Source organism: Actinomyces sp. HMT 175, from assembly GCF_016694895.1.
In the GTDB taxonomy this organism is placed as follows: domain Bacteria; phylum Actinomycetota; class Actinomycetes; order Actinomycetales; family Actinomycetaceae; genus Actinomyces; species Actinomyces oris.
In genome coordinates this window covers 1,537,148-1,563,662 of the sequence record NZ_CP068012.1, presented here as the reverse complement: position 1 = coordinate 1,563,662, position 26,515 = coordinate 1,537,148, and the positions used below count along the sequence as shown (strand labels likewise).

At 67.8% G+C, this 26,515-nt stretch carries 24 protein-coding genes; 22 read left to right on the top strand and 2 right to left on the bottom strand.

Features of this window, described 5'->3' with window-relative positions:
• The first annotated feature begins 39 nt into the window (after window positions 1-39).
• From ruvX to JJJ14_RS06635, 10 genes are all read left to right on the top strand, one after another.
• On the top strand, window positions 40-555 hold the full coding sequence (gene ruvX, locus JJJ14_RS06680; protein WP_201443660.1) for a Holliday junction resolvase RuvX: 516 nt from the start codon (window positions 40-42) through the stop codon (window positions 553-555).
• The gene (mltG, locus tag JJJ14_RS06675; protein WP_101558141.1) at window positions 552-1,763 is read left to right on the top strand and encodes an endolytic transglycosylase MltG; all 1,212 of its coding nucleotides are present in this window, start codon (window positions 552-554) and stop codon (window positions 1,761-1,763) included. The genes ruvX and mltG overlap by 4 nt, the downstream gene beginning before the upstream one ends.
• Window positions 1,756-2,736 carry a shikimate dehydrogenase gene (locus tag JJJ14_RS06670; protein WP_201443659.1) on the top strand — a complete coding sequence of 327 codons (981 nt, stop codon included), beginning with the start codon at window positions 1,756-1,758 and terminating at the stop codon, window positions 2,734-2,736. The genes mltG and JJJ14_RS06670 overlap by 8 nt, the downstream gene beginning before the upstream one ends.
• Before the next feature lie 70 nt (window positions 2,737-2,806).
• Window positions 2,807-4,039, top strand: coding sequence for a chorismate synthase (gene aroC, locus JJJ14_RS06665; RefSeq protein WP_201443658.1), 1,233 nt, complete (start codon window positions 2,807-2,809; stop codon window positions 4,037-4,039).
• Window positions 4,040-4,115: 76 nt separating this feature from the next.
• Complete coding sequence (gene aroB, locus JJJ14_RS06660) at window positions 4,116-5,978, top strand: 3-dehydroquinate synthase (protein WP_201443657.1); 1,863 nt, start codon at window positions 4,116-4,118, stop codon at window positions 5,976-5,978.
• A complete protein-coding gene (locus tag JJJ14_RS06655; protein ID WP_101558145.1) occupies window positions 5,975-6,541 on the top strand; it encodes a shikimate kinase in 567 nt (188 codons plus the stop codon). Before aroB ends, JJJ14_RS06655 begins: the two co-directional genes overlap by 4 nt.
• Before the next feature lie 90 nt (window positions 6,542-6,631).
• On the top strand, window positions 6,632-7,195 hold the full coding sequence (gene efp / locus JJJ14_RS06650; RefSeq protein ID WP_009405746.1) for an elongation factor P: 564 nt from the start codon (window positions 6,632-6,634) through the stop codon (window positions 7,193-7,195).
• A complete protein-coding gene (gene nusB / locus JJJ14_RS06645) occupies window positions 7,195-7,686 on the top strand; it encodes a transcription antitermination factor NusB (RefSeq protein WP_070510749.1) in 492 nt (163 codons plus the stop codon). The genes efp and nusB overlap by 1 nt, the downstream gene beginning before the upstream one ends.
• Before the next feature lie 116 nt (window positions 7,687-7,802).
• Entirely contained in the window at window positions 7,803-8,657 is an 855-nt protein-coding gene (locus JJJ14_RS06640) for a hypothetical protein (RefSeq protein ID WP_236592761.1), read from the top strand.
• A 312-nt stretch (window positions 8,658-8,969) separates the two neighbouring features.
• Window positions 8,970-9,536, top strand: a complete 567-nt coding sequence (locus tag JJJ14_RS06635; RefSeq protein WP_201443655.1) for a hypothetical protein — start codon at window positions 8,970-8,972, stop codon at window positions 9,534-9,536.
• A gap of 41 nt (window positions 9,537-9,577) precedes the next feature.
• Here the strand turns inward: JJJ14_RS06635 and JJJ14_RS06630 are convergent, their stop codons facing one another.
• Window positions 9,578-10,441 carry a glycoside hydrolase family 16 protein gene (locus JJJ14_RS06630; protein WP_201443654.1) on the bottom strand — a complete coding sequence of 288 codons (864 nt, stop codon included), beginning with the start codon at window positions 10,439-10,441 and terminating at the stop codon, window positions 9,578-9,580.
• Between the two features lie 391 nt (window positions 10,442-10,832).
• Here JJJ14_RS06630 and pyrR point away from each other — a divergent pair, with 391 nt between their 5' ends.
• The 12 genes from pyrR (at window position 10,833) to JJJ14_RS06570 (ending at window position 25,631) form a co-directional block, all read left to right on the top strand.
• Window positions 10,833-11,501 carry a bifunctional pyr operon transcriptional regulator/uracil phosphoribosyltransferase PyrR gene (pyrR, locus tag JJJ14_RS06625; RefSeq protein WP_201443653.1) on the top strand — a complete coding sequence of 223 codons (669 nt, stop codon included), beginning with the start codon at window positions 10,833-10,835 and terminating at the stop codon, window positions 11,499-11,501.
• Window positions 11,498-12,487: an aspartate carbamoyltransferase catalytic subunit gene (locus JJJ14_RS06620; RefSeq protein WP_201443652.1), complete on the top strand. Its 990-nt coding sequence runs from the start codon at window positions 11,498-11,500 to the stop codon at window positions 12,485-12,487. Before pyrR ends, JJJ14_RS06620 begins: the two co-directional genes overlap by 4 nt.
• Entirely contained in the window at window positions 12,484-13,806 is a 1,323-nt protein-coding gene (locus tag JJJ14_RS06615; protein ID WP_201443651.1) for a dihydroorotase, read from the top strand. The genes JJJ14_RS06620 and JJJ14_RS06615 overlap by 4 nt, the downstream gene beginning before the upstream one ends.
• Window positions 13,799-15,022, top strand: coding sequence for a glutamine-hydrolyzing carbamoyl-phosphate synthase small subunit (gene carA / locus JJJ14_RS06610; protein ID WP_201443650.1), 1,224 nt, complete (start codon window positions 13,799-13,801; stop codon window positions 15,020-15,022). The genes JJJ14_RS06615 and carA overlap by 8 nt, the downstream gene beginning before the upstream one ends.
• A 1-nt stretch (window position 15,023) precedes the next feature.
• Window positions 15,024-18,383 (top strand): carbamoyl-phosphate synthase large subunit, encoded by a 3,360-nt coding sequence (gene carB, locus JJJ14_RS06605; RefSeq protein ID WP_201443649.1) that lies wholly within the window; start codon window positions 15,024-15,026, stop codon window positions 18,381-18,383.
• Window positions 18,380-19,258 (top strand): orotidine-5'-phosphate decarboxylase, encoded by an 879-nt coding sequence (pyrF, locus tag JJJ14_RS06600; protein ID WP_201443648.1) that lies wholly within the window; start codon window positions 18,380-18,382, stop codon window positions 19,256-19,258. The genes carB and pyrF overlap by 4 nt, the downstream gene beginning before the upstream one ends.
• 154 nt (window positions 19,259-19,412) lie before the next feature.
• A complete protein-coding gene (mihF, locus tag JJJ14_RS06595) occupies window positions 19,413-19,724 on the top strand; it encodes an integration host factor, actinobacterial type (protein ID WP_101558155.1) in 312 nt (103 codons plus the stop codon).
• A gap of 57 nt (window positions 19,725-19,781) precedes the next feature.
• Window positions 19,782-20,375, top strand: a complete 594-nt coding sequence (gene gmk / locus JJJ14_RS06590; RefSeq protein ID WP_201443647.1) for a guanylate kinase — start codon at window positions 19,782-19,784, stop codon at window positions 20,373-20,375.
• Window positions 20,376-20,420: 45 nt separating this feature from the next.
• The gene (rpoZ, locus tag JJJ14_RS06585; RefSeq protein WP_009405492.1) at window positions 20,421-20,819 is read left to right on the top strand and encodes a DNA-directed RNA polymerase subunit omega; all 399 of its coding nucleotides are present in this window, start codon (window positions 20,421-20,423) and stop codon (window positions 20,817-20,819) included.
• A gap of 12 nt (window positions 20,820-20,831) precedes the next feature.
• Window positions 20,832-22,169 carry a bifunctional phosphopantothenoylcysteine decarboxylase/phosphopantothenate--cysteine ligase CoaBC gene (coaBC, locus tag JJJ14_RS06580; protein ID WP_201443646.1) on the top strand — a complete coding sequence of 446 codons (1,338 nt, stop codon included), beginning with the start codon at window positions 20,832-20,834 and terminating at the stop codon, window positions 22,167-22,169.
• A gap of 69 nt (window positions 22,170-22,238) precedes the next feature.
• Window positions 22,239-23,444: a methionine adenosyltransferase gene (metK, locus tag JJJ14_RS06575; protein ID WP_004564862.1), complete on the top strand. Its 1,206-nt coding sequence runs from the start codon at window positions 22,239-22,241 to the stop codon at window positions 23,442-23,444.
• A gap of 39 nt (window positions 23,445-23,483) precedes the next feature.
• Window positions 23,484-25,631 carry a primosomal protein N' gene (locus tag JJJ14_RS06570; protein WP_201443645.1) on the top strand — a complete coding sequence of 716 codons (2,148 nt, stop codon included), beginning with the start codon at window positions 23,484-23,486 and terminating at the stop codon, window positions 25,629-25,631.
• 47 nt (window positions 25,632-25,678) lie between these two features.
• Here the strand turns inward: JJJ14_RS06570 and JJJ14_RS06565 are convergent, their stop codons facing one another.
• A complete protein-coding gene (locus JJJ14_RS06565; protein WP_201443644.1) occupies window positions 25,679-26,341 on the bottom strand; it encodes a TetR/AcrR family transcriptional regulator in 663 nt (220 codons plus the stop codon).
• Window positions 26,342-26,515: the final 174 nt, after the last annotated feature.

Genomic DNA, 26,515 nt, shown 5'->3' with positions numbered 1-26,515 from the left:
TCCGGGAAACCGGATTGCCCCGCACGCGTAGCAGATCCTGTGACAGGCTCATCGGCTCAACCGGATTCGACGCAATTCCGTCCCGGTGTCCGCATCGCCTTCGATGTCGGAAAGGCACGTATTGGTGTCGCTCGTTGCGATCAGGACGCGATCCTGTCGTTTCCTGTGGTAACTCTCAGGCGGGACCGCTATGGTGCAGACCTCGACGAGGCCGTTGACCTCGTCGAGGAGTACGGTGCCTTCGAGGTGATCGTCGGTCTGCCCAAGCACATGGGCGGCGGCAGCTCGAGCTCAACCAGGGACGCCCGCCAGTGGGCGCGAGACCTGGCGAGCCGCCTGCCTCAGCGGGTGTGCGTCCGGCTGGTCGACGAGCGGCTCACCACCGTCTCTGCTCACCGGGATCTGCACGCGGCCGGCCTGAAGGAGAGGAGCTTCCGCGGTATTGTCGACCAAGCGGCAGCGGTCGTCATCCTCGAACAGGCCATCACCACTGAGCGGATGTCCGGGGTCCCGGCCGGTGAGCGAGTCCACCCGATTAAGAGAGGCAGAGCGTGAGCCACGACGATTTCTTCGCCGAGCTCGGCATCCAGCGCGATGAGGACGCTGGTGACGCCAAGGACAAGCCCAAGAGCCGCAGGCAGCGGCGCATGGAGAAGGTCGAGCGCCGTCAGCGCAAGCGGCGTCGGCACTGGCTGACCAGCCTTGTCATTGTCATCACCCTCGTGGCTGTCGGCGTTCTGGGCTACAAGGCCATCGGGATCATGCGCGACGCCTCCGCCCAGGCGACTCACGCCGAGGACTACAAGGGTGAGGGTGAGGGCGAGGTCACCGTGACGATCCCGGAGGGGGCCTCCGGAGCTGACATCGGAGACATCCTCCAGAGCAAGGGCGTCGTCGCCTCCGGTAAGGCCTTCACCAATGCGGCGAAGAACAACCCGAAGGGCAATACGATCCAGCCGGGTACCTACAAGCTTAAGAAGAAGATGTCCGCCAACGCCGCTCTCCAGGCGCTGCTCGATCCCGAGAGCAAGGGCGATCACACGCTGACCATCCCCGCAGGTGTCTCCAAGCAGATCGTCAAGGACCGGCTCAAGAAGGTCGGCAGCTTCACCGACGAGCAGATTGAGGCGGCCTACGCCGACTCCGCTGCCATCGGTCTGCCTGCCGAGGCCGGCGGCAATGTCGAGGGCTGGCTCGCCCCGGGCACCTACGACGTCACTGAGAACGCTACGCCGAAGGACCTGGTCAAGAAGATGGTCTCCCAGACCGTCACCCAGCTCAAAGAGCTCCAGGTGCCCAAGGAGGACTACCAGAAGGTTCTGACCAAGGCCTCCATCGTCGAGCGCGAGGTCAACAGTGAGCGGTACTACGGGCAGGCAGCGAGGGTCATCGAGAACCGTCTGTCGCAGACAGACGGCGAGACCCATGGCCTGCTCCAGATGGACTCGACAGTGCAGTACGGCCTGGGACGGTATGGAGGCATCCCCACCGAGGCGGAGACTCAGGACGCCAACAACCCGTACAACACCTACGTTCACAAGGGTCTCCCGCCCGGGCCGATCGGCAGCCCCGGCGAGGCGGCCATCAAGGCGGTGCTCAACCCGCCGGCCGGGAGCTGGCTCTACTTCGTCACGGTGAACCTCGAGACCGGCGAGACCCTGTTCGCCTCCACCAACGAGGAGCAGAAGACCAACACCAAGAAGCTCAACGACTACTGCAAGAAGAACCAGGAGATCTGCAACGGCGAGAAGAAGAGTGGCTGAGTCGCCGGCGGGGGAGATCCGCCACCGCGCCGCCGTCATCGGCAGTCCGGTGAGCCACTCGCTGTCACCCGTGCTGCACCGGGCCGCCTACGCCGGGCTCGGACTGGACGACTGGTCCTACGAGCGGCGCGAGACTGACTCGGATGCGCTGTCGGCCCTGCTCGCCGAGCTGGCCGCTCCGGTTCAGGCCGGTCCGGCCTGGGCGGGCCTGAGCGTCACCATGCCCCACAAGCAGACGCTCCTGGCGCGCCTGGACGTCATCGACCCTCTGGCCGAGGCCGTCGGCGCTGTCAACACCGTGGTGGCACAGCGCAGCGGCGCAGGAGGTGCGCTCCTGGCCGGTTTCAACACCGACGTCGCTGGTATCGTCGGCGCGCTGCGGGAGACCGCCCGTACACAGGCACCGGACTGCCCAGGCGGCCGCCTGCGAATCGAGCAGGCCGTGGTGCTCGGATCGGGGGCCACCGCCTGCTCCGCCCTCGCGGCGCTCGGAGAGCTCCGGGCCGGCCGGATCACCGTCGTGGCCCGACGACACGCCGGCCCCGGTCGCGCACTCAGCGCCGCCCACCGCATGGGGCTGGACATTGAGACTCTCACCTGGAAGCCGTCCGACTCCGCCTCCAACACCGAGGCGGCCCGCCGCCTGGCCGCAGCCGACGTCGTCATCTCGACCCTGCCCGCGCATGCGGCCGACCCACTGGCAGCCCCACTGAGGCAGGCCCTGGACCAGGTCGAGGGCACCCGCCCAGGAGCCGTCATGCTCGACGTCGTCTACGCCCCCTGGCCCACCGCCGTCGCCGGTGCCTGGGCTCACGCCGAGGGAGCCCTCGCCCCGGGCTGGCTCATGCTCCTGCACCAGGCCGTGCCCCAGGTGCAGCTCATGACCGGGCAGCAGCCCGATATCGATCTCATGCGTACTGCGCTCCTCGCAGCCATCGCCCCCACCACGGATACCTCGACAACCGCATACTGACCCGCGCAACATCAACGTTCCAGGTCGGGCGAGGCAGGTAGCGGCATCGGCGTGTGAGAGTATCTACCCCATGCTTCGATGGATGACGGCCGGGGAGTCCCACGGCGAGGCTCTGACCGCGGTGCTGGAAGGTGTGCCCGCGGGTGTGCGGATCACCAGTGAGGACATCCGGGCGGCACTTGCCCGGCGGCGACTGGGGCACGGGCGTGGTGCCCGCCAGGCCTTCGAGCGCGACGAGCTGCGGGTACTAGGGGGCATCCGCCACGGGAGCACCATCGGCAGCCCCATCGCCCTGCAGATCGGCAACTCCGAGTGGCCCAAGTGGTCCACGGTCATGAGCGCCGACCCCGTGGACCCCAACGACCTGCTCATCGACGCCGGCACCGGTGACGAGCGCGAGATCGCCCGTAACCGCCCGCTGACCCGCCCCAGGCCCGGGCACGCGGACCTGCCGGGGATGCTCAAGTACGACCTTCCTGAGGCCCGCCCGGTCCTGGAACGGGCCTCAGCCCGCGAGACCGCCGCCCGTGTGGCGCTGGGGGCCGTGGCCGAGGCCATCCTGGAGCAGGTCGCCGGTGTCGGGCTGGTCAGCCACGTCGTGCGGATCGGATCGGTCGCCCTGCCCGATGACGTACCCCCGCCGAGAGCTGAGGACTCCGAGCGACTGGACGCCGATCCCGTGCGCTGCACGGATCCGGCCACCAGTGCCGCCATGGTCGCCGAGATCGACGCCACCAGGAAGGACGGCGACACGCTCGGGGGCGTCGTCGAGGTCATCGCCACCGGTGTCCCGGTGGGACTGGGCACCCACGTCAGCGCCGACCGCCGCCTCGACGCGCGCCTGGCGGCCGCTCTCATGGGGATTCAGGCCGTCAAAGGCGTGGAGATCGGTGACGGCTTCACCGAGGCTGCCCGGCGGGGCTCAGCGGCTCACGACGAGATCGTCTCAGTGGACTGCGGAACACTCACACGGTCCACCAACCGCGCCGGCGGCATCGAGGGCGGTATCTCCAACGGCTCCGACGTGCGGGTACGGGCCGCCTTCAAGCCGATCTCCACGGTGCCCAGGGCCCTGCGCACCGTCGACCTGGCCACGGGCGAGCCCGCCATCGGGCTCCACCAGCGCTCAGACGTGTGCGCCGTCGTCCCCGGAGCGGTCATTGCACAGGCCATGACCGCCCTGGTTCTGGCCGATCTTCTGCTGGACAAGACCGGAGGAGACTCGGTCGATGAGGCCGGACGAAACCTGCGTTCCTACCTGGACCGCATCGCTGAACGGACGCAGTGGCGAACCGAGCGGTGAATCTTGTGGCAAGTCGGTCTGCTCGGGCGATACTGGTAGCACCCACAGCGATCTCGACGGAGAGGGAATCACGATCATGACCTGGAAGCGTGTTCCGACCATCGCTCTGCGCGACGACCAGCTGCCCCTGGTTCTGGTGGGGCTGCCCGGCGCGGGCAAGACCACTCAGGCCCGGCTCCTGGCCCAGGCCCTGGGCGTCCAGGTCACTGACACCGACGCTGAGATCCGCCGGCGCGCCCGCATGACGATCCCAGAGATCTTCGCCGCCGAGGGGGAGGAGAGCTTCCGCGACCGCGAGCACCGGGCCATGCGGGCAGTCCTGGACTCGCCGGCGGCCGCTCAGGGTGTCATCGCCCTGGGCGGGGGAGCGGTGCTGCGCCCTGAGAACCGAGACCTGCTGCGCGGTCACACGGTCATCTACCTGTCCGCCTCTCCGAGCACTGCGGCCAAGCACGTGGGGGACGGGGCCGGGCGCCCGGTCATGGCCCCGGACGCGGACTCGGACCAGGCCCGTGCCGCTCAGCAGCGCTGTGAGGAGCAGGGCGAGCACGCGGGCGTCCTGGCGCGGATGGAGGCCCTCCATGCTCAGCGCTCGCCGCTGTACTCCGAGGTCGCCACGCTGACCGTGCCCACTGATGGGCTCAGTCCCCAGCAGGTCGCCGCTCTCATCCTGGTGGCCCTGGGGGTCCAGACCTCTCAGGCAGTCAGTGTCCTGGCTCCCATGGCCGAGACGCAGACAGACTCGCCCGCTGCCCCGGACGGGGCCGACGCCTCGCCACGGCGCGTCCGGCCCGTGGCAACCAGCGAGGGCAGCAGCGGCGCACGGAGGGTCTCCGTCGGCGGCCCGAGCCCCTACGACGTCCTCATCGGCCACGGGATCCTGGCCGAGCTGCCCCGCATCGTGCAGGACGTCCCCGGAGCAGGTGCGGGTGGCGTCGCCGTCATCCACGCCAAGGCGCTGGCCGACCGCGCCCGCGCTGCCGAGGCGGCGCTGACCGCCGAGGGGCTGCGCGTCCTGCGCCTCGAGGTCCCCGATGGGGAAGCAGCCAAGAAGGCGCGCGTCGCGGAGTACCTGTGGGAGCGGCTCGGCTCCTTCCGCCTGGGCCGTGACGGGCTCGTCGTCGGACTCGGTGGCGGAGCGACGACGGACCTGGCCGGTTTCGCGGCCGCCACCTGGCTGCGAGGCGTTCCCGTGGTTCAGGTGCCCACCACGCTTCTGGCCATGGTGGACGCCGCCGTGGGCGGTAAGACGGGAATCGACACGCCGGCAGGCAAGAACCTGGTGGGTGCCTTCCACCCGCCGGCCGCCGTCATCGCCGACCTGGAGATGCTCTCCACTCTGCCGGCCGCTGAGCTGCGGGCCGGACTCGGAGAGGTCATCAAGTGCGGCCTGATCGCCGACTCGGTCATTCTCGACCGGGTCCTGGCCGATCCCGCCGACTGCTTGACCTGGGACTCGCCAGTGCTGGCCGACCTGGTCGCCCGGTCCATCGCGGTCAAGGCCGCCGTCGTGGGGGAGGATCTCACCGAAGCCGGCCTGCGGGAGGTTCTCAACTACGGGCACACCTACGCCCACGCGATCGAGAAGGTCACCGACTACTCCTGGCGTCACGGAGAGGCGGTCGCCGTCGGATGCGTCTTCGCCGCCGAGATCGCCCACCGCAACGGCAGTCTGAGCAGTGACGCACTCGCCCTGCACCGTCAGAGCCTGGAATCGGTCGGTCTGCCGACCCGCTTCCCCGAGGGGGAGGGGCGCTGGGAGGAGCTCAAGGAGGCCATGATGAGCGACAAGAAGGTGCGCGGTGGCCGGCTGCGCCTCATCCTGCTCGACGACATTGCCAGACCCGTGCGGGCTCAGGCGCCGGCGGAGAGCGTTCTCCTAGCAGCTCATGAGGCCGTCACCGGTGGGTCCGACCGGCCAGAAGGGGACCTCGGTTGAGCGCCACGGTACCGGGCTCCCTCATCCTCATCGGCCCGCCGGGTGCCGGGTGCTCCAGCGTGGCCCGTGCCATTGGGAGTGCCCAGGGCCTGACCGTGCTCGATCTGGGCCGGCTCGTCGCCGACGAGCTGGGCACCCGCCCCGACCTGGCACTCGTCGCGGTGCCGGAGACCGAGTACCGCCGCATCGAGGCCGGCACCGCTGAACGACTCCTGGAGCGGGCCGAGACCGGGGGCCTCGTCGTCGCCCTGGGATCGGGCTGCCTGGAGGCCACTGGAGTGCGTCAGGGCCTTGAGCGCCTCGGGCTCGCCAATCGGGGAACTCACCATGTCGTGTCCCTGACGTGCGCCACCCGGGTCCTGGCCACCCGTAACGGTCTCGACGCACCGCGGTCCGTGGCCCTGGGAACCATCCACCACCAGTTCGTCCAGATGCTCCACGAGCGTCAGGCCCGGTGCCAGGACCTGGCCGACGTCGTCATCGACACCACCTCAACGACCCCAGACGAGGCCTGCGAGAAGGTCATGAGTGCCGTCGGAGCTGATTTGTCCCGCCACTCGTGATCGGTGCGACACGCCCGTCGCCGGGGGAGCGCAGTGCCTCGCGGTAGGATCAGCGCGTCCCAGATGCAATGCAACAGTGAGGAAACCCTCGTGGCCACGACGAACGACCTGAAGAACGGCATGGTGCTCAACCTTGAGGGCCAGCTGTGGCAGGTAGTGGAGTTCCAGCACGTCAAGCCCGGCAAGGGCCCCGCCTTCGTGCGTACCAAGATCAAGAACGTCCTGTCCGGCAAGACCGTTGACAAGACCTTCAACGCCGGCCTCAAGGTCGAGACCGCCACTGTCGACCGGCGTGACATGCAGTACCTCTACAAGGACGGCGACGACTACGTCTTCATGGACGTCAAGTCCTACGAGCAGACCTACGTCCCCTCAGCCACCGTCGGCGAGGCCGCCACCTTCATGCTGGAGAACCAGGAGGTCATCGTGGCCTTCCACGAGGACTCGGTGCTGTTCGTCGAGCTGCCGGCCTCCGTGGTCCTGACGATCTCCCACACCGAGCCGGGCCTGCAGGGCGACCGCTCCAGCGCCGGTACCAAGCCCGCCACGGTCGAGACCGGTGCTGAGATCCAGGTCCCGCTGTTCCTCAACACCGGTGACAAGGTCAAGGTGGACACCCGCTCCGGCTCCTACATCTCCCGCGTCAACGACTGATGACCGAGCATCCCGAGGAGGTCTCGAGCCACTCGAGCCCCGCATCGCGCCACCCGGTCACCGCCCGCACCAAGGCGCGCCGGCGTGCCATCGAGATCCTCTTCGAGGCCGATCAGCGCGGGATGCTGAGCTCCGAGGGCTCCGAGGAGCTGCGTTCCTTCGCGCAGCTGCGCGCCGTCAGCTCGGCCAACCACACCGAGGCTCCCGCCTACACGCGGGAGATCCTCGACGGTCTGTGCGATCACCTGGGCGACGTCGACGAGACGATCCAGACCTACGCCCAGGGGTGGACCCTGGGGCGGATGCCGGCCGTCGACCGCGCCATTGCTCGAGTCGCCACCTGGGAGATCGTCTACAACGACGAGGTGGATGCGCCCGTCGCCGTGGATGAGGCCATGACGCTGAGCCGGATGCTCTCCACCGACGAGTCACCCAGGTACCTCGGTGGACTTCTGGGGCGTATCGGAGACCTTGCGGACACGTTGCGCTGAATCACGGCGCGCAGGGGCTCACGGCATGGGGATGACTCCCTATGCCGTGAGTTGCGTCCGTCCTGCATCGGTGGCCTAGGCTGAGGCCGCCCCCTCTGCCGATGCTGGAGTGCTCCGTGAGTCAGCTACCTCCCCAGGATCCCAACGACTACCCCTACATCAAGGGCGTCGGCGCATCGCAGGATGGGGTAGGCGGTGTCGACAACCCTGTAGCAGTACTGTCCGGCCCCCACGTGGCCGGCTACCCCTGGGCGGGATCGGGAATGCCCTACCCCACCGGGCCCCATCCCTTCGGAGGCCTCCCGCCGTCTCCAGCAGCGCCCGGAGGCCATCCGTGGAACGCACCCACGCCTGTTCCTCACGGCCCCTACCCTCCAATGGGACTGAACCCGGTTCCTGGATTCGTCTGGAACAACCCGGTCCTCATGTGCGAGCGCAAGCGCTCCGCGACCCGTAAGGTCTCGCTCACCAGCGGCATCATCGGGCTCATCACCATGGTGATCCAGATGGCCATCATCGTCACCATGTTCCTCGTCATCGGGTACACGGGGCAGCAGGGCGAGTTCTTGCTGTTCATGTCCCTTCTCATCGTGGTCCTCGCTCCGATGGCCGTTGGCCTTGGATGGGTCACCACCTTCATCCTGGCTCTGGTCGCCTGTATTCAGGCTCGTTCCCGTATGCCTCAGGTTCAGCCGGACGGATGGATCCAGGCCAAGACACCAACGCTGGCGCTGCTGGTCACCAGCATCGTGACGGGACTGCCCACCCTCATCATGTACGTGGTCCTGTACGAGGCGCTCTCACGCGACTACACCGATGATTTCATCGATGGCTTCCTGGAGCCATTACTCATGTTCTGCGGCCTGACCCAGGTCCTGATCGTCGTGGCGTTCGTGTTTCTTCTCCGTATGAGCAAGGCACTGGACCCGGCGGTCAGAGCATCTCAGGCCTCGGGAGGGCAGCCCGCATGATCTGTTCGCAGCGGCGATGCGAACTCGGGCGACGACGTGTCATCGAGATGCTTGTCGACGCCGATCAGTGTGGGATGCTGGGCGCTGGTACAGGGTGCGAGGAGGCTCGCGGCATGGGGCGGGCTCCCTATGCCCTGAGTTGCACTTATCCGACGCGGTTGACCTAGGCTGCGGCCATCCCCTTTGCCAATGCCGGAGTAGCCCATGAGCCACCTACCTCCCCAGAATCCCAACAACGACCCCCATATCCAGGGCGCCGGCCACCCACGGAACGCTCCCACGCCGGCTCCTTACGGCCGCTACAACCCTCCGGTGGGGCAGACGTCTGCTGCCGGCTTCGGCTCGATCGACCCGGTCTTGATGGAAGCTCAGCGCAAGCGCTCCGCGACCCGCAAGGTCTCAGTCGCCGGCAGCATCATCGGGCTCATCACCATGAGTATCCAGGTGATCGCCACCAGCTCCGTATTCGCCGCTTACATCTTGCCGCCTCTGGAATTCACGTTCCTCGCCCTTCTCATGGCGATCGTCGCCCCGTTCGTCGTTGGCCTCGGGTGGATCGTGACGTTCATTCTCGGTCTTATCGCCTGTATTCGGGCGAATTCCCGGACGCCTCAGGTCCAGCCCGACGGATGGATTGAGGCCAAGATGCCAACGTCGGCTCTGCTGGCCGCGAGTATCGTGGCGGGACTTCCCACCTTTATCGTTTGTGTCGTTTGGCCTTTGATGTCCTTATCTGGCTCCGCTCTCGAACCATTGCTTGTCGTTTGCGCCCTGGTGGAGGTTCTGATCGCAGTGGGGCTCGTGTTTCTTCTCCGTATGAGCAAGGCGCTGGACCCGGTGGTCAGAGGGTCTCAGGCCCCGGGAACGCAGCCAGCATGATCTGTTCCCGGGCCCAATGAGAACAACGGGCGCTGTATCAGCTACTCATCCATCGCCCGTACGACGATGTAGTCAATATCCACCTGGGCCTGCGTGAATCCCTCGTGCTTGAGCCGTCCCCGGTGGATGCTTCCGCTGTGCGTGGTCAGGCAGATGTGGTAGGCGGCGTCGTCACCGAAGCAGGCATCGAACTCCTTCTGCGATGCTGAACGCAAGACCTCGTGATAGGGCTGACCGTCGAAGAGGAAGAGAATGCTCTCGGGGGTCTTCTCCATCCCGTAGGTGTGCCACTGGGTGAGATCGGGTCGCGGCGAGACCCCCAGGTTGCTTCCCTTGCCCCCCGCCTGGCCGTAGTGCACAGTCGACTCGGCGATACCGGCGGCGCTGCCGCCGCCGTAGGTCTCCACGACATCGATCTCGCCCCCGTTGTCGTCGTCGTCCGCCCGCAACCAGATGCCGGCGAAGAGTCCCTCAGCCGACTGGGGGAAACGTGCCCTGGTCTCCAAGGAGCCGTAGACGAAGGAGAACAGCCCCTGCGTGGTGACAAAGGCCTGGTCGACGTAGCGCAGGGTCGGCTCCTTGTCGAAGCGGTTCTGGAAGCCCTTGAGGGGGGTGGCGCGCTTGCGCCACAGGACGTGCCCAACACCGTTGCTGACGCTGTGTGTGTCATGGGTGAACACCCCCCAGTCGTAGCTGGCGCAGGACTCGGGCTCCGAGCGGTTGTCCCGCCACCGTGACGGGGAGAAGTCCGATCCGTCAGAGAACTGCTCATTGAAGATGACGCTGCTGAAGTCGTAGGAGGACTCCGCAGCCGCTGCCTGCGAGGGGGAGGCGAGACTGGCCGCGGCCAGTCCTGCCCCGGCGCTGAGGCCGGTGATGATCGAACGTCGAGTGGGGAGTATCATGAAAGCGTTCCTTGCTTGAGAAGAAGTCGCTGACGCAGCAGCAACACCGGACCGTGCCTGCTCTGCGACATCGTTCAGCTCTCAATCGGGCTCAGATGGATCCGGCACTCACTTCTCAAGCTCTCGACATGTTGTGACGATCTCGCAGTCAGCGTCTGACGACGCCTGGGCATTGGGCTAAGACTAAACATTGTTACGGATAGTTTGTAGGTGCGAAACACGTCCCGCTGACACTGGAGTCAGGTGCTGAGCCGTTCCGCAGCCGTTGGCGTGACCTTCGTCTCCGAAGGTCGTGCTGTGTGGGCGAGCACATCCTGCCGGAGGTGACGTACACTCGATGGCGACCAACATCCTTTAAGTCCGTCCAGAGAGGCGGGGAAGGAGGCCTGAAATGGCCGAAAGTTTGTCAGGCGCCTCTGGCGCACCGATCCAGGGCAAGGAGATCCTCGGACCTCCCGATATAGCCCGTTCCCTGTTCCGTATCGCGCACGAGATTCTGGAGCGCAACCACGGGACGCAGGACATCGTCGTCCTCGGGATCCCCAGTGGGGGAGCGCCACTTGCGCACAGGCTCGTCGAGGCGCTCGCCGTCGCCTCGGGCGAAGGCACGCAGTGGTCCAAGCAGGCGGGGCAGGCACAGACCGCCGCCAAGGTCCCGGTCGGCACCCTGGACATCACCATGTACCGCGATGATCTGGGACGTCATCCCATCCGAGTTCCCCGTCCCACGGAGATCCCCCAGGGAGGCATTGACGGCAAGGTCGTCATCCTCGTGGACGACGTCCTCTACTCCGGACGCACCATCCGGGCCGCCCTCGACGCCCTGGGCGCCGTCGGCCGCCCCCGGGCCGTGCAGCTAGCCACGCTCGTGGACCGCGGACACCGGGAGCTGCCCATCCGAGCCGACTATGTGGGTAAGAACCTGCCGACCTCCCGCACCGAGAAGGTCGTGGTCTCCCTGACCGAGCTCGGCGCCTCCACCGACGCCGTCACCATCGTCCCTGCAGACGTCCCCACTGAGCGTTCGAGTGAGCGCAGCAACCAGGAGGCCACCCGATGAAGCACCTGCTCTCCGCTAAGGACCTGACCCACGACGAGGCGGTCATGGTTCTGGACACCGCCGAGGCGATGGCCGCCACCCAGCGTCATGCGGTCAAGAAGCTCCCGACGCTACGAGGCAAGACCGTGGTGAACCTCTTCTTCGAGGACTCCACCCGCACCAGGCTCTCCTTCGAGGCCGCCGCCAAGCGTCTGAGCGCCGACGTCATCAACTTCTCGGCCAAGGGCTCCTCACTGTCCAAGGGCGAGACCCTCAAGGACACCGCTCAGACGATCATGGCCATGGGGGCGGACGCCGTCGTCGTGCGCCACTCCGCCTGCGGCGCCGCGCACCTGCTGGCCCACGCCGGCTGGATCAACGTGCCGGTCCTCAACGCCGGTGACGGCACCCACCAGCACCCCACCCAGGCCCTTCTGGACGCCATGACGCTGCGGCGCTGGTACGTCCCCGGAGCGCCGGCCACAGCGGACGGCAGCCCCTGCCCGCAGGGGCGCGACCTGGAGGGCGCCCGCCTCATCATCGTCGGTGACGTCCTGCACTCCCGGGTGGCCCGCTCCAACGTGGACCTCATGACGGCGCTCGGCGCCAAGGTCACGCTCGTCGCACCGCCCACGCTACTGCCCGTCGGCATGGACGACTGGCCCTGCGAGGTCTCCTACAACCTCGATGAGGCGATCGAGGAGATTCAGCCCGACGCCGTCATGATGCTGCGCGTCCAGCGCGAGCGCATGAGTGCCGCAGGAGGGGGCTTCTTCCCGAGCCCTGGTGAGTACTCCAGCGTCTACGGCCTCACCTCCGCCCGTCGCCGGGCCATGCCGGAGCACGCGATCGTCATGCACCCCGGCCCCATGAACCGCGGCCTTGAGATCACCGCCGAGGCCGCCGACGACCCCCGCTCGCGCATCATCGAGCAGGTCGGCAACGGAGTCTCCGTCCGTATGGCCGCCCTCTACCTCCTCCTCGCTGACGAAGGGAACCAGCTGTGACCTCCCACCTCCTGACCGGTGTCCGCCCCTACGGCGAGGACTCCACCGACATTCTCATCACCGACGGCACTATCACCGCCATTGGCCCTGACGCCGCAGCGAAGGCCCCGGCCGATGTCCAGCGCCACGACCTGGACGGGCTCATCGCCCTGCCCGGGCTCGTCGATATCCACACTCACCTGCGCGAGCCCGGAGGGGAGTCCGCCGAGACCATCTACTCCGGTACCCGCGCCGCAGCCGTCGGCGGCTACACCGCCGTTTTCGCGATGGCCAACACCACGCCCGTCCAGGACAACGCCGGAGTCGTGGAGCAGGTGCTGCGGCTGGGCCGTGAGGCAGGCTGGGTGGATGTCCACCCGGTGGGCGCCGTCTCGGCGGGACTGGCCGGCGAGCACCTGTCCGACATGGGTGCCATGGCGGCCTCCGCCGCCCGGGTGCGGGTCTTCTCCGACGACGGCAAGTGCGTCTCCGACCCCGTCCTCATGCGCCGGGCCCTGGAATACGTCAAGTCCTTCGACGGCGTCATCGCCCAGCATGCTCAGGACCCCCGCCTCACCGAGGGCTCCCAGATGCACGAGGGCGTCGTCTCCGCCGAGCTGGGACTGCGTGGCTGGCCGGCGGTGGCCGAGGAGTCGATCATCGCCCGCGACGTCCTGCTGGCCGAGCACGTCGGCTCGCGTCTGCACGTGTGCCACCTGTCCACCGCCGGCAGCGTCGGGATCATCCGCTGGGCCAAGTCCCGCGGCATCAATGTCACCGCCGAGGTCACACCGCACCACCTCCTGCTGACCGATGAGATGGCCCGCACTTACTCCCCGCTGTACAAGGTCAACCCCCCGCTGCGCACGGCCGAGGACGTCGAGGCGGTTCGCGAGGCCCTGGCCGATGGCACCATCGACGTCGTCGGCACCGACCACGCCCCGCACCCCGTGGAGGACAAGGACTGCGAGTGGCAGGCCGGAGCCTTCGGCATGACCGGCCTGGAGACCGCACTGAGTGTCCTGATCGAGACGATGGTCGCCACCGGCCGCATGTCCTGGCGCGACATCGCCCGGGCCATGTCCTCGACCCCGGCCCGCATCGGCCGCCTGAGCGATCAGGGCTGCGAGCTCGAGGTCGGTGCCCCGGCCAACATCACTGTGGTCGACCCCGAGGTGCGCCGCACCGTCGACGCCTCCGCCCAGTGGACCAGCTCCACCAACACCCCCTACGCCGGGATGGAGCTGCCGGGACAGGTCATGGCCACCTTCCTCCACGGCCGCCCCACCGTGCTCGACGGCGCTCCCGTTGAGGCTCCCGCCGGCTCGGCTCATGCCTGAGCTGAGCCACCGCCCAGCCGCCCTCCTCGTGCTGGAGGACGGCTGGGCCCTGCGGGGCCGCAGCTACGGGGCCCAAGGGCGCACCATTGGAGAGATCGTCTTCTCCACCGGGATGACCGGGTACCAGGAAACACTGACCGATCCCTCCTACCACCGCCAGATCGTCGTGCAGACCGCGCCACACATCGGTAACACCGGGGTCAACGATGAGGACGCCGAGTCGGACCGTATCTGGGTGGCCGGCTACGTCGTACGCGAGCCTGCTCGGCGGGCCTCCAGCTGGCGCTCCCATCGGGAGCTGGAGGACGATCTGCGTGACGCCGGCATCGTTGGCCTCTGCGAGGTCGACACCCGGGCCCTGACCCGGCATCTGCGCGAGGCGGGCGCGATGCGTGGCGGCATCTTCTCCGGGGACGCCCTGCCTGCCGGAGGCACTGACCCCGGTGGTCCCAGCCAGGCCTGCATCGACATCTGCCTGGAGGCCGTGCGCAGTGAGCCGCCCATGAGCGGCCGCGCCCTGGCCGCTGAGGTGACCACTCCCTCCGGCTACGTCGTCGAGCCCACCGGACCGGCCAAGGGACATGAGCCGGTCGCGGTGCTGGTCGCCATCGACCTGGGCATCAAGTCCCGCACCCCGTGGCAGTTCGCCGAGCGCGGCGTACGCGTCCACGTCCTGCCCCAGTCCACGACTCTGTCCGAGATTCTTGCCCTCAGACCCGATGGCGTCCTGTTCTCCAACGGCCCTGGAGACCCGGGGACTGCCGACGCCGAGATCGAGCTCCTGCGTGGCGTCCTCGACGCGCGCATTCCCTTCTTCGGCATCTGCTTGGGCAACCAGCTCTTGGGACGTGCCCTGGGCTACGGCACCTACAAGCTCACCTACGGGCACCGCGGCGTCAACCAGCCCGTTGTCGACCGCGCCACCGGCAAGGTGGAGATCACGGCCCACAACCACGGCTTCGCCGTCGACGCCCCCATCGATGAGCCCTCTGTAGCCCCCTTCGACAACGGTCGCTACGGTCGGGTGGAGGTCTCCCACCTGGGACTCAATGACGGTGTGGTCGAAGGGCTACGGGCGCTGGACCTGCCGGCCTTCTCCGTCCAGTACCACCCCGAGGCCGCTGCTGGACCCCATGACGCCGAGCACCTCTTCGACCGATTTGTCCGCCTCATGCGGGAGCACCGCCGGGGCCAGGACCGCGAGGACACGAACTGACATGCCTGTTCGCCCTGATATCAGCTCCGTCCTGGTCATCGGATCGGGCCCCATCGTCATCGGGCAGGCCTGCGAGTTCGACTACTCCGGCACCCAGGCCTGCCGCGTCCTGCGCGCTGAGGGAATCCGCGTCATCCTGGTCAACTCCAACCCGGCCACGATCATGACCGACCCCGACGTCGCCGACGCCACCTATATCGAGCCGATCACCCCCGAGGTGCTGACCACCATCATCGCCAAGGAACGGCCCGACGCCCTCCTGCCCACCCTGGGCGGGCAGACCGCCCTCAACGCCGCCATGAGCCTGGTCGAGCGGGGCGTGCTCGATGAGTACGACGTCGAGCTCATCGGCGCCTCCGCCGCGGCCATCAACGCCGGGGAGGACCGTGACGAGTTCAAGGACGTCGTCGAGCGTTGTGGCGCCGAGGTCGCCCGCAGCGTCATCGCCCACACCATGGATGAGTGCCGCGCCGGGGTCGATGCCCTGGGCGGATACCCGGTCGTCGTGCGCCCCTCCTTCACGATGGGCGGCCTGGGCAGCGGTGTCGCCTTCAATGACTCGGACCTGCATCGCATCGCCGGGGCGGGTCTGGCGGCCTCCCGCACCACCGAGGTCCTCCTGGAGGAGTCGATCCTGGGCTGGAAGGAGTACGAGCTCGAGCTCATGCGCGACACCGCCGACAACGTGGTGGTCGTGTGCTCCATCGAGAACGTCGACCCCGTGGGAGTGCACACCGGTGACTCCATCACGGTCGCCCCGGCCCTGACCCTCACCGACCGCGAGCTCCAGAGGCTGCGGGACATCGGCATCGCCGTCATCCGGGAGGTCGGGGTCGATACCGGCGGCTGCAACATCCAGTTCGCCGTCGACCCGGCCACCGGCAGGATCATCGTCATCGAGATGAACCCCCGCGTCTCCCGGTCCTCAGCCCTGGCCTCGAAGGCCACCGGCTTCCCGATCGCCAAGATCGCCGCACGCCTGGCCGTGGGGTACACGCTCGACGAGATCCCCAATGACATCACCGGCTCCACCCCGGCCTCCTTCGAACCGACCCTGGACTACGTGGTCGTCAAGGTGCCGCGCTTCGCCTTCGAGAAGTTCCGGGGCGCTGACCCCCGGCTCACCACCACCATGAAATCGGTCGGCGAGGCCATGGCGATCGGTCGCTCCTATACGGAAGCCCTCCAGAAGGCCTTGCGCTCTCTGGACAAGAAGGGAACCGTCTTCCACTGGGACGGACCGGCGCCCAGCCAGCAGCAGACCGCTGAGCTGCTGGAGTCCATCGCCGTGCCCACCGAGCACCGGCTGGTCGACCTCCAGCAGGCCGTGCGCGGTGGAGCCACCATTGCTCAGCTCCACGAGGCCACCCGCATCGACCCCTGGTTCCTGGACCAGATGCTGCTTCTTGAGGAGGTGGCCCAAGAGGTCAAGGGCGCACCCGCGCTCACCGCGGACGTCCTGGCCCTGGCCAAGCGCCACGGCTTCTCCGACGTCCAGGTCGCCTCCCTGCGCGGCATCAGCGAGGACACGGTGCGAGAGGTCCGCCATGCCTTTGGCCTGCGGCCCGTCTACAAGACCGTTGACACCTGCGCCGCCGAGTTCGCCTCACGCACCCCCTACCTCTACTCCAGCTACGACCTGGAGACCGAGGTGGCATCCCGTGAGCGTGAGGCCGTCATCATCCTGGGCTCGGGGCCTAACCGGATCGGCCAGGGCATTGAGTTCGACTACTCCTGTGTTCACGCCGCGATGGCCCTGTCCGATCGCTACGAGACCGTCATGGTCAACTGCAACCCTGAGACCGTCTCCACCGACTACGACATCTCCGATCGGCTCTACTTCGAGCCTCTGACCTTCGAGGACGTCATCGAGATCTACGAGGCCGAGCTGGCAGCCGGACCCGTGACCGGTGTCATCGTCCAGCTCGGTGGTCAGACACCGCTGTCCTTGGCGGCCAGGCTGGCCAAGGCCGGGGTACCGATCCTGGGAACAAGTCCCGAGGCGATCGACGCCGCCGAGGACCGTGAGGCCTTCGGGGTCGTTCTTCAGCGTGCCGGCCTGCCCGCACCAGCGCACGGCACCGCTCTGAGCGACGAGCAGGCGCGCTCAGTCGCCCAGGGCATCGGCTATCCGGTCCTGGTGCGCCCCAGCTACGTGCTCGGCGGCCGCGGTATGGAGATCGTCTACGACGCCCAGGGTCTTGACGACTATCTCCAGCGCGCCGGTCTTGAGCCCGGAGGCGTCTACGGTACCGGGCCACTACTCATCGACCGTTTTCTCGACGACGCCATCGAGATCGATGTCGACGCCCTGTACGACGGCAGTGAGCTGTTCCTCGGCGGCGTCATGGAGCATATCGAGGAGGCCGGTATCCACTCCGGTGACTCCGCCTGCGTCATGCCGCCCATGACCCTGTCCGACACGGAGATCGCTCGCATCCGGCGCTCCACTGAGGCGATCGCCAAAGGTGTGGGCGTGCAAGGGTTGCTCAACATCCAGTTCGCCCTGGTCTCCGACGTTCTCTACGTCATCGAGGCCAACCCCAGGGCCTCGCGCACAGTCCCCTTCGTCTCGAAGGCCTCTGGTGTGCAACTGGCCAAGGCGGCGGCCCTCATCATGACGGGGGAGACGATCGCCTCGCTCAGGCGCTCCGGTCACCTTCCCGAGGCCGACGCCGCCGTCACCGATCCCGATGACCCGATCGCCGTCAAGGAGGCGGTCCTGCCCTTCAAACGGTTCCGTACCACCGAGGGCCGCGTGGTTGACACGATCCTGGGGCCGGAGATGCGTTCCACCGGCGAGGTCATGGGCTACGACGTCGACTTCCCGCGGGCCTTCGCCAAGTCCCAGGCCGGTGCCTACGGTGGTCTACCAGGAGAGGGAACGCTGTTCGTCTCGGTGGCCGACCGGGACAAGCGAGCCATCATCCTGCCGGTGGCTCGGCTCGCGGAGCTCGGCTTCACGGTCCTGGCCACGACCGGGACCGCACAGGTGCTGCGCCGCAACGGGATCGACGCCTTGGCGGTGCGCAAGATCAGCCAGGGCGTTGGTGACCACGGCGAGCAGACGATCGCCGAGCTCATCGAGTCCGGAGCCATCGACATGGTGGTCAACACCCCCAAGGGCCAAGGGGCCCGCGCCGACGGCTACTCCATCCGCGCGGCCACCACCGGTGCCGACCGTCCCATCATCACCACCGTCCAACAGCTCCAGGCAGCGGTCCAGGCCCTCGAGGCCCAGCTGCGCGGCCCCTTCCAGGTTCGCAGCCTCCAGGAGCACATCGCCGCCCGCCGATCCCGGCGAGGCTCGGTATCCGAGTCCCACCCCGTGGCCCCCGTTGACGACAAGGAGACCAGATGAGTTCCGCCGCCGCTCACCAGACCAGTCGACGCCCCTTCGGATCCCGCCTGGCCGACGCCATGGACGACCACGGGCCCCTGTGCGTCGGCATCGACCCCCACCCGAACCTGCTCGAGGCCTGGGGCCTGGCCGACTCGGCCGCAGGCCTGCGGGACTTCGCCCTGCGGACCATCGATGCGGTTGGTGGACACGTGGCCGCCGTCAAGCCCCAGTCCGCTTTTTTCGAGCGTCATGGCAGCGCCGGCATCGCGGTCCTCGAGGAAACCCTGGCGGCCCTACGCGACCTCGGCACCTTGTCCGTTCTCGACGTCAAGCGCGGGGACATCGGTTCCACGATGGCCGGCTACGCTCAGGCCTACTTGTCCGATGACGCTCCTACAGCCGCCGACGCCATCACCGTCTCGCCCTACCTGGGCTACGGGTCCCTCACACCTGCACTCAACCTCGCCGAGGCCAACGGACGCGGCGTTTTCGTCCTGGCCCTGACCTCCAATCCGGAAGGAGTCGGCGTCCAGCACGCCGTCAACGGGGACCAGGCCGTGGCCGCCGGCATCGTGGAGGGCGTGACCGCCTCCAACGCCCAGGCCAGTGGCGAAGGCAGGCTCGGCAGCATCGGGCTGGTCATCGGCGCCACCGTCGGTGGGGCCGTGAGTGACCTGGGAATCGACCTGCAGCGCGCCAATGGTCCGTTGCTGGCGCCGGGCGTGGGCGCCCAAGGCGCTGGGCCGGCCGAGCTGGAGGCTGTTTTCGGGACGGCGCGCCGTCAGGTCCTGGCCTCCACATCACGAGGGGTTCTCAAGGCAGGACCCTCCATCGACGAGCTGCGAAAAGCAGCGTCGGCATCCGCCTATGAGGCCGCAACAGCTCTGCGCTGAGTCTGAAGGTGCTGCAGCCCGCCTTGGATTGAGGATGTGTGCGGAAACACGAAGTCGGTGGTGGAATATAGGCCCCTGCGAATGCGAGTACACCTGGCCCGACTTATGCTCGTGGTGCGGGTCACTGGTATTCGACCGGGAGGAGACACACACCATGACGCTTCCGACGCTGACACCCGAGCAACGGGCTCAAGCACTGGAGAAGGCTGCTGCGGCGCGATCGCATCGCGCCCGTATCAAGTCCGAGCTCAAGAGCGGGGAGCTCAAGCTCTCCGAGTTCTTCACCGCCTCAGAGACGGATGATGTCTTGGGCAAGATGAAGGTCAGAGCACTGCTCATCTCCCTGCCACGCGTGGGGACCACAACAGCTGATGCCATCCTCGCTGACGTGCGTATCGCCGAGTCCCGGCGAGTGCGTGGGCTGGGAGCGAACCAGCGGGCGGCACTCGTGGAGCGCTTCGGCTAGGAAGGCCGCTTAGACGCTGGGTCGTGCCGACGGGTCCCGGTAGGCCATGATGTGGCCATGACCGACGTTGCTGCCACAGACCCGTCCGCTCCCGCTCTCGCCCGCCTGACCGTTCTGGCCGGCCCCACGGCGGTGGGTAAGGGCACTGTCGTCACCGAGCTGCGCAGACGCCATCCGGACCTGTTCATCTCGGTCTCGGCCACCACCCGTCGGCCTCGTCCCGGTGAGGTCGACGGCGTGCACTATCACTTCGTCAACGATGAGGACTTCGACTCGCTCGTCGCCAGTGGCCAGATGCTGGAATGGGCACTGGTCCACGGAGCGCATCGTTACGGCACCCCCCGGGGCCCGGTCCAGGACCGGCTCGATGCCGGATGCCCCGCACTGTTGGAGATCGACCTGGACGGTGCCCGGCAGGTGCGTCGGGCGATGCCTGAGGCCCGCCTCGTCTTCCTCGCGCCGCCGAGCTGGGAGGAGCTCGTCCGCAGGCTCGTCGGTCGCGGTACTGAGGATGCCCATGAGCAGGAACGGCGCCTGGCCACGGCCCGCACCGAGCTGGACGCGGCCGGCGAGTTCGACCACGTCGTCATCAACGACACCGTGGCGAGCGCCACCGCGGAGCTGGAGAGACTCATGGGATTGGGCAGTTAGAATAACGTGGCTCTGAACTATCGAGACTGAACCGGAGGCATGCACATGCTCGGAACCTCTCCCCAGCCCGAGGGCATCACCAACCCGCCGATCGACGACCTTCTGGAGAAGGTCGATTCCAAGTACGGGCTCGTGGTGGAGGCCGCCAAGCGCGCCCGCCAGATCAACACCTACACCCAGCAGCTCGAGGACAACCAGTTCGAGTTCTTCGGTCCGCTGGTCGACTCCGAGGTCGGCGAGAAGTCCCTGGGCATCGCTCTGCGTGAGATCGCCGAGGACAAGCTCGAGGTCATCCCCGGGGACGTGGCCCGAGCCCGCCGCGCCGAGGCCGAGGAGGCCCGTCGAGCCGCGGAGGCTGACATGTTCAGCGACATCTCGCTGGATGCCCCGGTGTCCCTCGAGGGCGGCGAGACTCCCACCAGCCTCGACGACATCCAGTTCTGAGCCTGGCTCGCCATGGACGAGCCGCACACTGCTGTGACTGAACGCGCCGTGACCGCCGTTAAGCGGCCACGGCGCGTCGTCGTCGGCGTCGCCGGGTCGATCGCCGCCTACAAGGCCCCTTTCGTCGTTCGACTGCTGCGTCAGGCCGGGCACGAGGTCAAGGTGGTGGCCACCGAGTCGGCGTTGAGGTTCATCGGTGCTCCGGCTCTGGCGGCGGTCAGTGGAAAGCCGGTATCCACCGGGGTCTTCGATGACCCGGCCGCCGTCGAGCACGTGGCCGTGGCCGAGTGGGCCGAGCTCGTCGTGGTCGCTCCGGCCTCGGCGGACCTACTGGCGCGGGTACGAGTAGGACGGGCCGACGACATGCTTACCGCGACGATACTGACCTGCCAGGCCCCCGTCGTCCTGGCGCCGGCCATGCACACCCAGATGTGGGTCAACCCCGCCACCCGGGAGAACGTGGCATTGCTGCGTGAGCGTGGTCTGACGGTCATCGAGCCGGACAGCGGGCGCCTGACCGGCAAGGACTCCGGAGTGGGCCGGATGCCCGAACCCGAGCAGATCGTGTCGCAGTCCCTGGCCGCCTTGACACATGCCGCCGCCGGGTTCGCGGGAGCGCAGGAGGCCTCGGGGGAGGGCGACAAGAGTCTGCAAGGACGGCACGTCGTCATCTCGGCCGGCGGTACACGCGAGCCCATCGATCCGGTGAGGTACCTCGGCAACCGCTCCTCAGGACGCCAGGGCTGCGCTCTGGCGGCGGCCGCTGCCGAGCAGGGAGCCCGCGTCACCCTGGTGCAGGCGCACGTGGCCTCCGACCTGCTCAAGGCCCTGCCTGCGCAGGTGAGCGTTGTTGCGGCCGGTACCGCCGCGGACATGCTCCGTGTCGTGCGCGACGCCGCCCGCGACGCCGACGCCGTCATCATGGCTGCCGCCGTCGCCGACTACCGGCCCGTCACCGTGGCCACCACCAAGCTCAAGAAGCAGGCGCCCGCCGGCGAGGAGCCCCTCAGCAAACCGACCATGTCCATTGAGCTCACCACCAACCCGGACATCCTGGCCGGGTTGGTGAGCGACCCGCCTCGGCCCGGACAGATCGTGGTCGGATTCGCCGCCGAGACCGGGGACGAGAACGGTGACGTGCTCTTCCACGGCAGGGCCAAGGCCCGCCGAAAAGGGGCACACCTTCTGGCGGTCAACGCGGTGGGGGAGGAGCTCGGCTTCGGAGACGTCCCCAACGCCGTCGTCGTCCTGGATGCCCACGGCGCTGAAGTCGCGCGTGGACAGGGCAGCAAGATGGACGTCGCCCGCCTTCTCATCTCTCTGACCGCTGACCTGGTGAATGGGGCCTGAGGGCCGGCTTCCGCATTTTCGTGGGTAACGCCACGACGGATCAGTTCCGGCGGTGACTACGATGGGTGCGTGAGTTCCTCCTTACGTCTGTTCACGTCCGAGTCGGTCACTGAAGGTCACCCGGACAAGATCTGCGACCGTGTCTCTGATGCGATTCTCGACGCCATTCTCGAGCAGGACCCCACCGCGCGCGTCGCGGTGGAGACCATGGTGACGACCGGCCTGGTGCACGTGGCCGGAGAAGTCACGACGGAGAGGGCCTACGTTGAGATCCCTGAGATCGTTCGCCAGGAGATCTCCGCCATCGGCTACACCTCCTCAGATGTCTGCTTCGACGCTCGCTCCTGTGGTGTGTCGGTATCGATCGGGCAGCAGTCCGCGGACATCGCGGCGGGGGTCGACAAGTCCCTTCAGGCCCGTCGGGACGACACGGACATCGATCCTCTCGACCTGCAGGGTGCCGGAGACCAGGGGCTCATGTTCGGCTACGCCTGCGACGACACCGCGGCCCTCATGCCCCTGCCCATCCATCTGGCTCATCGTCTGGCGGAGCGTCTGGCCTTCGTGCGCAAGCAGGGCATCGTCCCGGGACTGCGCCCCGACGGCAAGACGCAGGTGACGATCGGCTACGACGGCCAGCGCCCGGTGAGCCTGGACAACCTGGTCATCTCCACCCAGCACGACGCGGACCGCACTCGTGCCTGGCTGACCGACGCTCTGCGTACGGAGGTCATCGAGCCGGTGCTGGCCGCCCAGGCAGAGGCCGGTACCGAGCTCGACACCGCCGACACCGACGTCCTCATCAACCCCTCGGGACAGTTCGTCATCGGTGGTCCGGCAGGTGACGCCGGCCTGACGGGACGCAAGATCATCGTGGACACCTACGGCGGAATGGCCCGTCATGGCGGGGGCGCATTCTCCGGCAAGGATCCCTCGAAGGTGGACCGCTCCGCCAGCTATGCCATGCGCTGGGTCGCCAAGAACGTCGTCGCAGCCGGACTGGCCAGAAGGTGTGAGATTCAGGTGGCCTACGCCATCGGCTCCGCTCACCCCGTGGGCGTCTACGTGGAGACATTCGGGACGGCGGCCGTTCCTGAGGAGCGCATCATGAAGGCCGTCAACGAGGTCTTCGACCTTCGTCCGGCCGCGATCGTGCGCGATCTCGACCTGCTGCGTCCCATCTACCGCGCCACCAGCTCCTACGGCCACTTCGGGCGTCCCGGCTTCAGCTGGGAGGCCACCGACCGTGTCGAGGCCCTGCGCCAGGCCGTCTGAGTCCCGCGTACTCGGGGCGGGAGACTTCCGAGGGGTTGTATGGCAATCGGCTACGACGACGCCGCTTCTGCCTCCGGTGCGTCGGATGGCCCCGCACGTGGTTACGGCGTCAGCAGGCAGGGTGAGCTGCTGGAGCTGCCGGAGCCCGGTCAGCGCACAGTGACGGTGGCCGGGGTCCGTGACCCCGTGGCCAGGGTTCTCCTGGACTCCCCGGTGCCGCACCTCGACCGCACCTTCGACTACTTGGTTCCTGTGGCGATGGCGCAGCAGGCCCTGCCTGGCACCCGGGTCATGGTTCGCTTCGGTGAGCAGGAGATGCGCGGATGGATCTGGGAGCGAGGGTCCACGACCACCCATATCGGCCGGCTCTCGGCTCTGCGGCGAGTGGTCTCCGACCTCCCGGTCCTGCCGGAGGGCTCGCGTCGCCTCATCGAGGCCGTTGCCTCCCGCAGCTGCGGAACACGCTCCGACGTCATCCGTCTTGCGGTTCCGGCCAGGCACGCCACCACGGAGAAGGCTGAGAGGGACAAGGCTCCCCTCGCACTTCCCACCTGGGAGCCGCCGTCCTCAAGTGAGCTCAGCTGGCAGCCTTACGACGGTGGTGAGGAGTTCCTGAGACGGCTGGCTCACGGTGAGGCTCCACGCGCGGTCTGGTCCGCCCTGCCGGCCCAGCTGCAGCCGCCCGAAGCACGTTCGTCGGACGACGACGGCAGGCGCGTCCCGGTGGTGTCGCCGTGGCAGCTGTGTCTGGCCCGAGCCGTCCAGGCCACCTTGGCGAGCTCTCGCGGCGCCGTCGTCGTGGTGGCAACGACCCATCAGGCTGAGACCCTGGCAGCCCGGCTCAGGCGCGACCTGGAGGGGGAACCGGTGGTGGTGCTCTCGGCCGAGCACGGTCCTGCGCGCCGTTATCGGGCGTTCCTGGCTCTCCTGCTGGGGCGAGCCCGGGTGGTCGTCGGCACCAGGGCGGCGGCCTTCGCCCCGGTGCACCGGCTTGGGCTGGCGGTCGTCTGGGACGACGGGGACAACCGGTTGGAAGAGCCTCACGCCCCCTACAGTCATACGCGCACAGTCCTGGCCCTGCGCTCGACGTTGGATGGAGCCGGCCTGCTCATCGGTGGATTCAGCCGTTCCGTGGAAGCACAGTCGCTCGTCGAGCAGGGATGGTGCCAGAGTCTGGCTGCGCCACGGCACATTGTGCGCGGTGTTGTCCCTCGTGTGGAGGTTCCTGGCCCGGCAGAGCTGGACCGGGAGGGTGCGTCCGGGGCGGCCCGGCTCCCGTCGCTCGCCCATCAAGCACTGCGGCGGGCCCTGCAGGACGGACCGGTTCTCATCCAGGTGCCGCGCGCCGGCTACGCGCCGTTGGTGGCCTGCGCCCGGTGCCGCGAAGCCGCTCAGTGCGCTGTCTGTGGCGGCCCGCTGGCGATGGATCAACGGGGTCGCACCTCCTGCCGTTGGTGCGCTCGTACGGTGGGGCGGTGGAACTGCCCCGAGTGCGGCGGCCATGGACTGAGGATGGCGACGGTCGGTTCCACGCGTACGGGTGAGGAGCTGGGGCGGGCCTTTCCCGGCGTCCCCGTGGTGGTCTCAGGAGCCAGGGAGGCCCACGGCGTCGTCGACGAGGTAGACGACGCGCCACGTCTCGTGGTGGCCACGCCCGGGGCGGAGCCGGTGGCCGAGGGCGGATTCCGGGCTGTCCTACTTCTCGACGGTGCCGCTCTGTCCTCCCGTCCCGATCTTGGTGCTGCCAGCGAGGCATTGCGCCAGTGGTCCAATGCCGTGGTGCTGGCGGCGCCGTCGGCCCGCGTTGTCCTTCTGGGAGGCCCGGATCCGGTGGCGGCACAGGCTCTCGTGCGATGGGACCAGGCCGGATTCGCCCGCAGAGACCTTCTGGAGCGGGCCGACCTGCACCTACCGCCCGCATGGCGAGTGGCCCGCTTGGACGGGCCGGTACACGCCGTGGAGTCCCTTCTGGCTCAGGCCGACGCCGATGGCTTTGAGGTGCTCGGCCCGGTGGCTCCACCGCCCGTTCACGGCCAGGTGCTCCCCGGCGCGGCCAGGGCCCTGGTGCGCGCTCCGCTGTCACGTGGCAAGGCGCTTGCCACCATGCTCGGGGTACGACTGCGCGACCGATCAGCCCACCGCGAGGAGCCGGTTCGTGTTGAGCTCGATCCCACCCGTTTGTGGTGAGGGGCCATCAACATCGAGGCGGGAGGCAGACCCGCTCGGATGGTGCACTAGTCGGCGGTGCTACCTGTCACCGCAGCGACGGCCGGTGTGGCAGGGGAGCCATGAGGCGACGCAGCGCTCACTGTGCCACCAGGCGCCTGGAAGGGCGGCATGCCATGGGCCAAGGAGATGAGATCCGTCAGTAGCCCTGCGGCGGTGGACTTGACGTTCCACCCCTCACTGAGCGCGGTGACCGCAGCACCATCCACGACAGCGATGACCATCTCCGGTTCGAGCGGGCTGTCGAGCTGGCGCAGCACGCGGCGCAGTGCGGCATTGAGACGTTGCCGCCCCTGACGGTAGGCGTGCTTCACCGGTGATGCCTGGCTGGCTGAGATGAGCTGAAGATAGTGCCCGAAGTAGGCGCCATGGGCGGGAAGAGTCGCTTGGAGGATGAACCGCACCCGTTGGGGGACGTCCGGAACGCCCTTGAAGGCCTCCACCCGGTCGGCGACGTGCTCCGCCCGAGACGCCCACAGTCCGATGTTGACCAGCCCTGCCTGGTGGAGGAGATCCTCCAAGCCGTCGAAGTAGTAGGTTGTCGCGGACAAGGAGCACCCGGCTCGCTTGGCGACACTGCGGTGGCTGATCGCGGACGGTCCAGACTCACGGATGATGGCCGCCGCGGCTTCGATGATGGTCTGACGACGGTCCTCACCTCGCGGGGTCACTCGCGATTCCGTGCGAGAGCCTGCGGGAACGGAAGTATCACTACTCGCTGCCTCTCCAGCGTCATCTGCATCAGTACGAGCCATGCCCATCATCTTACGACGACAACGCGTTGAAGTCCGTAACAAGACGGTGATAATGACCTCGTGAGCAAGCAGGCTATATTCAACCTGTCG

What these genes read in the sequence shown, in the direction of transcription:
- carB (WP_201443649.1), top strand. Translation starts at nt 15,024, where the DNA reads ATGCCTGTTCGCCCTGATATCAGCTCCGTCCTGGTCATCGGATCGGGC.
- aroC (WP_201443658.1), top strand. Translation starts at nt 2,807, where the DNA reads ATGCTTCGATGGATGACGGCCGGGGAGTCCCACGGCGAGGCTCTGACC.
- nusB (WP_070510749.1), top strand. Translation starts at nt 7,195, where the DNA reads ATGACCGAGCATCCCGAGGAGGTCTCGAGCCACTCGAGCCCCGCATCG.
- coaBC (WP_201443646.1), top strand. Translation starts at nt 20,832, where the DNA reads ATGGACGAGCCGCACACTGCTGTGACTGAACGCGCCGTGACCGCCGTT.
- gmk (WP_201443647.1), top strand. Translation starts at nt 19,782, where the DNA reads ATGACCGACGTTGCTGCCACAGACCCGTCCGCTCCCGCTCTCGCCCGC.
- pyrR (WP_201443653.1), top strand. Translation starts at nt 10,833, where the DNA reads ATGGCCGAAAGTTTGTCAGGCGCCTCTGGCGCACCGATCCAGGGCAAG.
- JJJ14_RS06630 (WP_201443654.1), bottom strand. Translation starts at nt 10,441, where the DNA reads ATGATACTCCCCACTCGACGTTCGATCATCACCGGCCTCAGCGCCGGG.
- pyrF (WP_201443648.1), top strand. Translation starts at nt 18,380, where the DNA reads ATGAGTTCCGCCGCCGCTCACCAGACCAGTCGACGCCCCTTCGGATCC.
- carA (WP_201443650.1), top strand. Translation starts at nt 13,799, where the DNA reads ATGCCTGAGCTGAGCCACCGCCCAGCCGCCCTCCTCGTGCTGGAGGAC.
- rpoZ (WP_009405492.1), top strand. Translation starts at nt 20,421, where the DNA reads ATGCTCGGAACCTCTCCCCAGCCCGAGGGCATCACCAACCCGCCGATC.
- mihF (WP_101558155.1), top strand. Translation starts at nt 19,413, where the DNA reads ATGACGCTTCCGACGCTGACACCCGAGCAACGGGCTCAAGCACTGGAG.
- aroB (WP_201443657.1), top strand. Translation starts at nt 4,116, where the DNA reads ATGACCTGGAAGCGTGTTCCGACCATCGCTCTGCGCGACGACCAGCTG.
- JJJ14_RS06620 (WP_201443652.1), top strand. Translation starts at nt 11,498, where the DNA reads ATGAAGCACCTGCTCTCCGCTAAGGACCTGACCCACGACGAGGCGGTC.
- JJJ14_RS06570 (WP_201443645.1), top strand. Translation starts at nt 23,484, where the DNA reads ATGGCAATCGGCTACGACGACGCCGCTTCTGCCTCCGGTGCGTCGGAT.